The 8550-nt window shown below is 67.7% G+C and carries 11 protein-coding genes; 10 read left to right on the top strand and 1 reads right to left on the bottom strand.

Annotated features, from left to right (window positions below):
• The 3 genes from VEG08_08710 to VEG08_08700 form a co-directional block, all read left to right on the top strand.
• On the top strand, positions 1-886 hold an 886-nt coding region (locus VEG08_08710; protein HXZ28064.1), incomplete at its 5' end, for an adenylate/guanylate cyclase domain-containing protein.
• A 47-nt stretch (positions 887-933) separates the two neighbouring features.
• Positions 934-1380 (top strand): hypothetical protein, encoded by a 447-nt coding sequence (locus VEG08_08705; GenBank protein HXZ28063.1) that lies wholly within the window; start codon positions 934-936, stop codon positions 1378-1380.
• On the top strand, positions 1377-1802 hold the full coding sequence (locus VEG08_08700) for an NUDIX hydrolase (protein ID HXZ28062.1): 426 nt from the start codon (positions 1377-1379) through the stop codon (positions 1800-1802). Before VEG08_08705 ends, VEG08_08700 begins: the two co-directional genes overlap by 4 nt.
• On the opposite strand, the gene VEG08_08695 is transcribed toward VEG08_08700, so the two are convergent.
• The gene (locus VEG08_08695) at positions 1799-2401 is read right to left on the bottom strand and encodes a UbiX family flavin prenyltransferase (GenBank protein ID HXZ28061.1); all 603 of its coding nucleotides are present in this window, start codon (positions 2399-2401) and stop codon (positions 1799-1801) included. The two genes, VEG08_08700 and VEG08_08695, sit on opposite strands and share 4 nt — an antisense overlap.
• A gap of 114 nt (positions 2402-2515) precedes the next feature.
• Between VEG08_08695 and VEG08_08690 the strand changes: the two genes are divergently transcribed.
• The 7 genes from VEG08_08690 to VEG08_08660 all read left to right on the top strand — a co-directional run bounded on the left by VEG08_08690 (position 2516) and on the right by VEG08_08660 (position 8539).
• Complete coding sequence (locus VEG08_08690; protein ID HXZ28060.1) at positions 2516-4045, top strand: ChaN family lipoprotein; 1530 nt, start codon at positions 2516-2518, stop codon at positions 4043-4045.
• A 96-nt stretch (positions 4046-4141) separates the two neighbouring features.
• A complete protein-coding gene (larB, locus tag VEG08_08685; protein ID HXZ28059.1) occupies positions 4142-4888 on the top strand; it encodes a nickel pincer cofactor biosynthesis protein LarB in 747 nt (248 codons plus the stop codon).
• Between the two features lie 44 nt (positions 4889-4932).
• Entirely contained in the window at positions 4933-5478 is a 546-nt protein-coding gene (locus tag VEG08_08680; protein ID HXZ28058.1) for a GNAT family N-acetyltransferase, read from the top strand.
• Between the two features lie 55 nt (positions 5479-5533).
• The gene (locus VEG08_08675) at positions 5534-6010 is read left to right on the top strand and encodes a MarR family transcriptional regulator (protein ID HXZ28057.1); all 477 of its coding nucleotides are present in this window, start codon (positions 5534-5536) and stop codon (positions 6008-6010) included.
• A 246-nt stretch (positions 6011-6256) separates the two neighbouring features.
• Positions 6257-7063 (top strand): VTT domain-containing protein, encoded by an 807-nt coding sequence (locus tag VEG08_08670; GenBank protein ID HXZ28056.1) that lies wholly within the window; start codon positions 6257-6259, stop codon positions 7061-7063.
• A gap of 24 nt (positions 7064-7087) precedes the next feature.
• A complete protein-coding gene (locus VEG08_08665) occupies positions 7088-7243 on the top strand; it encodes a hypothetical protein (protein HXZ28055.1) in 156 nt (51 codons plus the stop codon).
• A gap of 186 nt (positions 7244-7429) precedes the next feature.
• On the top strand, positions 7430-8539 hold the full coding sequence (locus tag VEG08_08660; GenBank protein HXZ28054.1) for a WG repeat-containing protein: 1110 nt from the start codon (positions 7430-7432) through the stop codon (positions 8537-8539).
• Positions 8540-8550: the final 11 nt, after the last annotated feature.

Raw genomic sequence — 8550 nt, 5'->3', positions numbered from 1 at the left:
GGAGAAGCGCAAGATCCGGCGCTCCTTCGGCGCCTATGTCTCGCCGGGCGTGATCAGGATGATCGAGAAGGACCCCAAGGCACTGCTGCGTCCGGGCGGCGAGATGAAGGAACTCAGCATCATGTTCAGCGACATCCGCAGCTTCACCTCGGTGGCCGAGGGGCTGAGCCCGGACGAACTGGTGCTCCTGCTGAACGAATACCTGGGCGAGATGACCGAGATCCTGTTCAAGTGGTGGGGGACGCTGGACAAGTACATCGGCGACGCCATCATGGCCTTCTGGGGATCGCCGTATCCGCAAGAAGACCACGCCTACCGCGCCTGCACCTGCGCCCTGGACATGAGCGCGCGCCTGGACGAATTGAACCAGAAGTGGGCGGAGGAAGGGCGCAAGACCATCAACATCGGCATCGGCATCAACACCGGGCCGGTCAACGTGGGCAACATGGGCTCGAGCCGGCGCCTGGCGTGGACGGTGATGGGCGACCACGTGAATCTGGCCTCGCGCCTGGAGGGACTGACCAAGAAGTATCGGGTGCGCATCGTGCTCAGCGAGTTCACCTACGGGCAGATCCAGAAGGCCTACGTCACCCGCGAGCTGGACCGCATCACGGTGGTGGGCAAGAGCCAGCCGGTGGCCATCTACCAGCTCCTGGACTTCCTGAAGGTGCGGGAGCGCTATGCCGACCTGCTGGCGCGCTGGGAACAGGCGCTGGCCGCCTACAAGGCGCAGGAGTGGGGCAAGGCGGCGGACCGCTTCGAGGATATCCTGGCCGCTTACCCCGGCGACGGCCCCTCCGAAGCCCTGCTGGAGCGCTGTAAGAGATTCATGATCCATCCTCCCGCCCCCGACTGGGACGGCGTGTACGTCATGGAGACCAAGTGAAGCCTGGCTGGAAGAGACTTGCGGTCCGGTGGTGCGCACCGGTGGCGATGATGGTGGGGCTCGCGGCGGCGCTGGCGGCGCAGCACGCTGAGAAGCCGGCGAGGAAGGCCGCGCCTTTGGAGGCGCAGGAGTTCTCTGCCGCGGTGAGCGAGGCGGCGCTGGCCGAATTGCGCGCCGGCTTTCAGAACCACAATGCCGAGCAGGTGATGGCCATGTTCGAGCGCGCCCGCCTGGCCGGCTGGAGCGAGATGCGCGACCTCCTCGAGAACCGCATGGCCGCCTACGACACCTTCCGCATGGGATACCACGTGGTGACCACCTCCTCCGAGGGCGGGCGGGGGACGGTGGTGGCGGAGGTGGAGCTGGAGAGCGTGGCCCAGGCCGGCGTCACCTCGCCCGAGCGCCGCTCGGCGACCCTGCGCCTCACCCTGGAGCGCGGCCCCAAAGGCTGGCGCATCGTGGACTACTCCCCGCGCGGCTTTTTCACCCGATGAAGCGCGACTACCCGGAGCGGCCGCTGGTGGGGGTGGGCGCGGTCATCGTGGACGGCGGGCGCGTGGTGGTGGTGCGGCGCGCCACCGCGCCGCTCCAGGGCGAGTGGTCCATCCCCGGGGGCATGCTGGAGCTGGGCGAGACGGTGCGCGAGGCCGCTGTTCGCGAGGCCCGGGAAGAAACCGGCCTCGTGGTCGAGCCCGGCGAGGTGCTGGGAGTCTTCGACCGCATCCTGCCCGATTCGGAAGGAAAGATCCGCTACCACTACGTGCTCATCGACCTGCTATGCCGGCGGGTGGGCGGGGAACTGCGCGCCGGCGGCGACGCCGCCGAGGCCCGCTGGCTGACGGCGGAAGAGCTGCAGAGCTTCCCCGTCGCTGAACCGGCAGCGGGACTGCTGCGGCGCGCGCTCCACCCAAGCTAGCCCTTCCAGCGAAAGGCGTCGGGTTGCGGCAAGCCGACATGGGCGAGCACGCGGCAGGCGAACTCGCGCGCCATCTCAGTCCCGTTCCTAGGCCGGTTGTAGAAGGTGGGGATCAGGGGAAAGATGGTGGCCCCGGCGTCGGCGGCGCGGTAGAGATTGCGGATGTGGATCTTGTTGAGCGGGGTCTCGCGCACGCACAGGACGAGGGGGCGGCGCTCCTTGAGGCAGACGTCGGCAGCGCGCTCGATGAGGCGGTCGGCGGTGCCGCAGGCGATACGCGCCAATGTCCCCATGCTGCAGGGGATGACCACCATGGCGTCGGTGGGATAGGAGCCGCTGGCCACGTTGGCGCCGATGTCGGCGTTGTTCTGCAGCGCGATCTTCTTCGAGTCTTTCCCCAGGATCTGCTTCACCAGGTGCGCCCTCCCGGTTAACCCCAGTTCCTCGGCTGCTACTCGCAGGGCACTGTCAGAAACGATAAAGTTCACCCTGGTGACCCGGCGGTCGCGCTCCGCGAGGAGCAGGAACTGCCGGGTGAACACCGCGCCACTGGCGCCGGTCATGGCCACGGTGAGGGTCCTGGGTTCCGCAAGGGGCATCGGGAAGCGTCCAAAGTCGAAAGAGAACTGACCGCGCGATGAGCATAGGGAGTAGGGCTCATTCGCGTCAAGGACCCGCCTCCGGCCAGAGCACCGTTCTTCCCCGAGCACAACATGGCGACTGCTACCACTCTGCGCCTGCGCCGCAGTGCGGCCGAACGCCATGCCCTCGCGGGTGTGGAGCGGGACATCCGCGTCCACGATCCCAACGGCCGGCAGAAGTACCTGCGCGACTACCAGCAGGCCTATTCCGCTTACCAGGCTTCCCTCAGCCGCGAAGAACTGCACGCCCAGATGAGCAGCGCCGATGTCATCCTGATCGCCGACTATCATGCCCTGCCGGCCTCGCAGCGCTTTGCCGCCGAGGTCGTGGAGCGGCTGGGCCGGGCGCCGGGGCGCCCGGTGGCCCTGGGAGTGGAGTTCGTGCTGGCGCGCGACCAGCACCTGCTGGACCGCTGGCTGCGGGGAGAGGTCTCGAACGACGAATTGCGGCTGCGGCTGCGCTTCGATACCCAGTGGGGGTATGAGTGGGAGCCGGCGGAGGCCTTGCTGGAGGCGGCGCGGGCCCACGCCGGCGGCATCGTGGGCCTGGACTGCCTGCCCCGCCATGACCTGCGGCGGGTGAACCTGCGCGACCGCCACGCCGCCGCCCGCATCGACGACCTGCGCGAGCGCAACCCTCACGCCCGGGTGGTGGCGCTGTTCGGGGAGTCGCACCTGGCCCCCAACCACATCCCCCGCTGGCTGCGGCAGCGGCGCCCCCAGGACCGCATCCTCACCCTCCTGCAGAACGTGGACGCGCTCTACTGGCAGGCGGCGGGCGAGCCCGGGCGGGTGGAGGCGGTACGCGTCCAGGAGGACGTGTTCTGCGTCCTGGCCGCCAGCCCCCTGGAAAAATACGAGAGCTACCGCATGTGCATCGAGCGCTGGCGGCAGGCGCCCACCGCGGCTCCCGACCCCGCGCCCACCCTCTACAACCTGATCGAGGCGCTGCTGCGCTTCCTGCACGTCGACCCGTACTCACCCCACAACGGCACCCAGCCGCGCTACCTGGTGGACCTGCTCCCCGAGGTGCATGCCCGGGGAGAGTGGGAGCCGCTGCGCAAGCTGCTGTCGCGCCAGGGCGCCAGCCTGGAGGAAGCGCGGGCGGTGCTGGCGGCCATCCGCGAGCGCGGCGGCTGCTACCTGTCGCGCCTGAACGCCATCTTTCTGCAGCGGTTTGAGATGGCCGGCGGAGCGGAGGAGGCGGCCCGCTTCGTCCATGCCGCCTGCCGGGGGAAGGCCGGCAGCAACGGCCACGGGCGTCCGCCGGGCTCGGCCGAGGACCTCTTCTTCACCCGGGTGCTGGAGGAGGCGCTGGCCTATTTGGGCTCGCGCGTGCTCTATCCGGCGCGAGCGGGAGTGCGCCGCGAGGACCTGCGGGTGCTCTACGCCCAGCCCGACCCGCTGCTCGAACTCACCGGCGAGGCCCTGGGCTTCGCCGCGCAGCAGCTCGGGCAGATGCTGGGCACGGAACTCTACGACGCCTACCTGGAAGCGCGCCTTTCTCGCCGCTTCCTCCGCTCCCTCTACTTCCGTTCCCTCGACCCGCCGGGAGCGGCGAGCACGCTCTACTTCCAACTGCTGAGCAGGCTGGGAGGCTAGTACTCAGTACTCGGTACTCAGTACTCAGGGAGCCGGCGCGTGCCGTGATAACCTGACTGGCTGAATGCTGACGGCTGAGTGCTGACTGCTTTCCCTGTGAAGCCCGAGTCCATCAAGCGGCTCTTCGACCAGGTGCGGCGGGGCAAACTGAGCCCCGACCAGGCGGTGGCGCGCCTGCGCCATCTGCCCTTCGAGGACCTGGGCTTCGCCAAGGTGGACCATCACCGGGTACTGCGCGCGGGCATGCCCGAGGTGGTGCTGGCGCAGGGCAAGAGCGCGGCCCAGGTGGCGGGCATCTTCGCGCGACTGGCGCGCCAGGGCTCGAATGTGCTGGCCACGCGTGCCACGGAAGAGCAGTTCCGGGCGGTGCGGCGGAAGCTGCGGCGGGCGGAGTATCGCGAATTGGCGCGCGCCATCGTGCTCTGCCAGGACCGCAAGCGCTACGGCAAGGGCAAGATCGCTGTGGTCTCGGCGGGGACGGGCGACATCCCGGTGGCGGAGGAAGCGGTGGTCACCGCCGAGGTCATGGGCAACGAGGTGGAGCACTTTTATGACGTAGGCGTGGCCGGGATCCACCGCCTGCTGGCCCATCGGGAGGCGCTCACCCGGGCGCGGGTGGTGATCGTCTGCGCCGGCATGGAAGGAGCGCTGCCCAGCGTGGTGGGAGGGCTGGTGGGGGTGCCGGTGATCGCCGTGCCCACCAGCGTGGGCTACGGGGCGTCGTTCGAGGGGCTGGCGGCGCTGCTGGGCATGCTGAACTCCTGCGCCTCCAACGTCAGCGTGGTCAACATCGACAACGGCTTCGGGGCCGGCTACGTGGCCTCGATGATCAACCGGCTATGAGGCGGGGGAAGGGAAGCCGGACCGGGCGCCCCCGGCCACTTCCGGTGCTGACCACGCGACGGCTGCGGCTGCGACGGCTGCGTCCCGGCGACGCGGAGGCCGTCTTCCGCTACTGCTCCGACCCGCGGGTGACGCGCTACATGGTCTTCGAGACCCACCGCAGCCTGGCGGAGACGCGCCGGATCGTGCGCCGGCTGGAAGCGAGTCATCGCCGGACCGGGGCCCCGCACTGGGCCATCACCTTGCGGGGCAGCGGGAAGCTGATCGGGATGTGCGGCTTTTTGCCGCTCGAGACGAAGCACCGCCGCGGGGAGTTTGGCTACTGGCTGGGCCGGCCGCATTGGGGGCAGGGCTACGCCACCGAGGCGGTCGGGGCGCTGCTGGCCTTTGGCTTTCGCAGGTTGAAGCTGAACCGCCTGCAGGCGCGGGTGGTGGTCGGGAACCGGGCTTCGGCCCGCGTCCTGCAGAAGGCGGGCATGAAGCTCGAGGGTACGCTGCGGCAGTTCGAGCAGATCAAGGGGAAGTTCCCGGATCTCCACCTCTACTCCATGTTGCAACGGGAATTCATCCGGCGTGAACGACGACGCTAGTCGCGGCTGATTTCCCGCTTGACATTTATTCGTTTTAACGCCTATAGTCGCCGGAATGCCGGGAAAGCACAAAGACGAGCCTGGGCAGGAAGCCGCCATCCCCTTCACCAGCCTGGAGGAGGAGGTCTTCACCAACCTGCAGCGCACCGCCGATGAGCTGATGCGCTCGGTCTCCGACCTGCTGAAGCCGGTGGGGCTTTCGCCGACCCAGTACAACGTGCTGCGCATCCTGCGGGCGGCAGGGCCCAAGGGCCTGGCCTGTGGAGAGGTGGCGGAGCGCATGATCACACGCGATCCCGACGTCACCCGCCTGCTCGACCGGCTGGAGAAACGCGGCCTGGTGGGGCGCCGCCGCGAGGACCACGACCGCCGCGTCATCCTCACCCGCATCACCCCCCAGGGCCTGGAGATCCTGCACAAACTCGACGAACTCATTCCCCGCCTGCACCAGCTCCAACTGGGGCACATGACCGAAGAGGGACTGCGGCTGATGAATGAGCTGCTGGAGGCCGCTCGCGGGGCGGTGACCTAGGGAGCGAGATCTGTAAGTCGGTTAGACAACTATCGTCTAGACGACTAAGTGCTTGCGGGAACCCAATCCTCCTGGAATGGCGTGCGGCGGCGATGGTGGAAGACCGCAGACAGGATCCAGGAGACTAGCCCAACAGAATCACCACCGCGGCCGCGCGGACGTTCCAATCTCCGGGGTGCCGCGCCGGCGCCAAGAAATTCTGCAACAAAGTCGGTCCCTGAGAATCTTCTCTGGAGGAGCCGAGGCGTGCACGAGCTGATGGACTTCCTGGTGGCTAACGGCTACCTGGTTCTTTTCCTGTGGGTGCTGGGGGAGCAGGCGGGGCTGCCGGTGCCCTCCGCGCCGCTGCTGCTGGCGGCGGGTGCGCTCATCGGGCTGCACAAACTGGATGCCGCCGCAGTAGTGCTGCTCTCGACCGTGGCTTCGGTGTCCGCCGACCTGCTGTGGTTCCGGCTGGGACGCCGGCGCGGCGCCAAGGTCCTGAACTTCCTGTGCAAGGTCTCGCTGGAGCCCGACTCCTGCGTGCGCACGACCCAGAGCCGCATCGCCAAGAGCGGGCCGCGCTCCCTGTTGCTGGCCAAGTTCATCCCCGGCTTCAGCACCGCCGCTCCGCCCCTGGCCGGGGCGGGGGGAATGAGCCTGGCCCGCTTCCTGCTCTTCGACTTCCTGGGCTCGCTGCTCTGGGTGGGCTCGCTCGTGCTGCTGGGTTTCGCCTTCAGCCACCAGTTGGAGTTGCTGGCCGCCTACAGCGCCCGGCTGGGGGCCTGGCTGCTGGTGCTGCTGCTAGCGGCCCTGGCCGCCTTCCTGTGGCGCAAGTACGGGCAGCGGCGGCGCTTCGTGAAGGACCTGGCGGTGGCCCGTATCCCGGCGGAAGAACTGAAGGCGCGGCTGGAAGCAGGGGAGGCGGTCACCATCGTGGACCTGCGCCATCCCCTGGACTGGCTGACCGACCCCCGCACCCTGCCGGGGGCGCTGCGCATGAAGCCGGACGAGATCGAGGAGCGCAACCAGGAGATCCCGCGCGACCGCGAGGTCATCCTGTACTGCACTTGACCCAACGAAGCGACCAGCGCCCGGGTGGCGCTGAAGCTGAGAGCCAAGGGGATCAAGCAGGTGCGGCCACTGGCCGGGGGCTTCTTCGGCTGGCGCGACAAGGGCTATCCCATGTACCTCGATCCCGCCCTGGAAGTGCCCAAGGGGCGCCCTGGGCATCTGGCCGCGCACACGGCGTAGTCGCCAGTAGCCGGTCGCCAGAAAAGACGTCAGCGCGCTGCCGCGGAGCAGGACCGGGAGGGCACGGCTTCAGCCGTGCCGAGAGAGACGCCCGGAGCCCCCGGCCGAGGAAGGCCAGAGCGGAAAGCGAGGGCGACCCGAGGCTGGGGCACGGCGACGCTTCTCTGGTGCTAGACTGGGCCTCGCATGCGTCCCTCGCCTGCAATGACGAGTGCCTTAGTCTTCGCTCTACTGCTTACGGCGGCCCCTTCGGCCGCGGCCCAGACCCGCGAGGATGCCACGGATGAACCGCTGCTGGTTGTCCAAGACGGGCGCTACGGGTACATCGACCACAGTGGGCGCTTCGTTATTTCGCCTCAATACATCTGGGCCAGCGATTTCGGGGACGGACTGGCAAAGGTCTTCCTCTGCGGCCGGATGGTCTCTATCGATCGCCAGGGCAATGTGTGGCCGCTACGATTGCTTGTGAGCGACGGGCTAACGTTCATGGAGGACGACAACGGCAAAAAGGGCTTTGTCGACGCGACGGGACGCTGGGTGATACCGCCTAGATATCAGAGCGTCCTCGATTTTTCCGAGGGTCTGGCGCCGGTGGAAGTGAATGGAAAGTGGGGGTTCATCGATTCCGCAGGCAACGAGGCGATTTCGCCCCGGTTTGACGAAGCTTATCGTTTTCTTGAGGGCGTCGCGGTTGTGGGACTGGGCGACACGTACGCGCTCATCGATAAGAACGGGCATGTCCTCGCCCAAGGCTTCGATGTGCCCGGACTGCCGAGAGAGGGCCTGATTGGGGTGTTCATGGGCGACAAGTGGGTGTACCTCGGCCTGAACGGGCATCAGGCCTTCCCTGCGCAGTTTGAGTCGGGCAACGACTTCTCGGACGGTCTGGCGGCTGTAGAGCGGCACAAGAAACTCGGTTACATTGACCGCAAGGGACAGGTGGTTATCCCTTTTCAGTTCGACTGGGCAGGTGACTTCTCACGTGGCTTGGCTCCGGCTCGCCAGGGCGATCGCAGCGGGTTCATCGACAAGTCAGGGAGGTTCGTCATCGACTTGAGCTTCGAAGCCGCGGGCAGCTTTGGGAATGGAGGTGTCTCGGGTTTCTGGACCAAGGACTATCGCCAGTTTGGCTACGTGCTGACCAGCGGCAAGATAATCTGGGGGCCGACGCCCGAGTCTCCCGACCATCCACCGCTGTTCGGCTGGACGGAAGACGACCGGGAGAGGAGTTGCGAGGGGGTACCCGACCTGCTCCGGCAGAGGATCGCTTCTTTCCCCCCGATTCCCCGGAACTAGCCGCGCGGGGT

The organism is Terriglobales bacterium, from assembly GCA_035624475.1.
GTDB lineage: Bacteria > Acidobacteriota > Terriglobia > Terriglobales > Acidobacteriaceae > DASPRL01.
This window is presented reverse-complemented; position numbering and strand designations above follow the sequence as displayed.

Bases quoted from the DNA above. Each gene is read 5' to 3' on its own strand.
- VEG08_08695 (HXZ28061.1), bottom strand. From the start codon at position 2,401: ATGCCCCTTGCGGAACCCAGGACCCTCACCGTGGCCATGACCGGCGCC.
- VEG08_08700 (HXZ28062.1), top strand. From the start codon at position 1,377: ATGAAGCGCGACTACCCGGAGCGGCCGCTGGTGGGGGTGGGCGCGGTC.
- VEG08_08690 (HXZ28060.1), top strand. From the start codon at position 2,516: ATGGCGACTGCTACCACTCTGCGCCTGCGCCGCAGTGCGGCCGAACGC.
- VEG08_08660 (HXZ28054.1), top strand. From the start codon at position 7,430: ATGCGTCCCTCGCCTGCAATGACGAGTGCCTTAGTCTTCGCTCTACTG.
- VEG08_08675 (HXZ28057.1), top strand. From the start codon at position 5,534: ATGCCGGGAAAGCACAAAGACGAGCCTGGGCAGGAAGCCGCCATCCCC.
- VEG08_08705 (HXZ28063.1), top strand. From the start codon at position 934: ATGATGGTGGGGCTCGCGGCGGCGCTGGCGGCGCAGCACGCTGAGAAG.